Source organism: Streptomyces sp. WELS2 (assembly GCF_013870595.1).
Taxonomy (GTDB): domain Bacteria; phylum Actinomycetota; class Actinomycetes; order Streptomycetales; family Streptomycetaceae; genus Streptomyces.
This window is the reverse complement of the sequence record NZ_JACBWZ010001325.1, coordinates 1-1,130: the sequence shown is the minus strand read 5'-3', so window position 1 is coordinate 1,130 and position 1,130 is coordinate 1. Positions and strand designations below refer to the sequence as shown.

The 1,130-nt window shown below is 74.6% G+C and carries 1 protein-coding gene; it reads left to right on the top strand.

The features are described 5' to 3' along the window. Positions 1-23 precede the first annotated feature (23 nt). Positions 24-1,130, top strand: a 1,107-nt coding sequence (locus H5J33_RS36095) for an HAD-IC family P-type ATPase (protein WP_181798880.1), incomplete at its 3' end; no start/stop codon positions are given.

Sequence of the window (1,130 nt, the reverse complement as noted above, 5' to 3'; positions counted from 1 at the left end):
TCGGCCGATCCGGCTCCGGATCCGTGCAGGGGTACAGACGCCGCACCCCCTTCCTGTCCCTGCCCGAGGCCCGCTGGGCGGCCACGGCCACCGTCTGCTTCCTGCTCGCGCTGCCCCTGCACCTGACCGGCGCCCCGGCCTGGACCTGGGGCCCGCTGTACGCGCTCACCTACGCGGCCGGCGGCTGGGAGCCCGGCTGGGCGGGCCTGTGCGCCCTGCGGGAGAAGAGCCTCGACGTCGATCTGCTGATGGTCGTGGCCGCGCTCGGGGCGGCGGCGATCGGGCAGGTCATGGACGGCGCGCTGCTGATCGTCATCTTCACCACCTCCGGCGCGCTGGAGGCCCTGGCCACCGCCCGCACCGCCGACTCCGTACGCGGACTGCTCGACCTCGCGCCCGCCACGGCCACGCGCCTGGGCCCCGGCGAGTCCGAGGCGGCGGTCGCCGTCGCGGACCTGGCCGTCGGCGACGTCATTCTCGTACGGCCCGGGGAGCGCGTGGGCGCCGACGGCCGGGTGCTGCACGGGCGCAGCGACGTCGACCAGGCCACCATCACCGGTGAGCCGCTCCCGGTGACCAAGGAGCGGGGCGACGAGGTCTTCGCCGGAACCCTCAACGGCACCGGCGCCCTGCGCGTCCGGGTCGAGCGGGACGCGTCCGAGACGGTCATCGCCCGGATCGTGCGCATGGTCGAGGAGGCGTCGGAGACCAAGGCGCCGACGCAGCTGTTCATCGAGAAGGTCGAACAGCGCTACTCACTGGGCATGGTGGCGGCGACCGTAGCGGTGTTCCTCGTCCCCCTCGCCCTCGGCGACGACCTCACCGGCGCGCTGCTGCGGGCCATGACCTTCATGATCGTCGCCTCGCCGTGCGCGGTGGTGCTGGCCACCATGCCGCCGCTGCTGTCGGCCATCGCCAACGCCGGACGGCACGGGGTCCTCGTCAAGTCGGCCGTGGTGATGGAGCGGCTGGGCCAGGTGGACGCGGTGGCGTTCGACAAGACCGGCACCCTCACCGAGGGCACCCCGCGCGTCACCGACGTACGGCCGCTGACCGGCTCCGGCGTCGACGCGGACGGGCTGCTGCGCCTCGCGGCGGCCGCCGAGCGCCCCAGCGAGCATCCGCTGGCG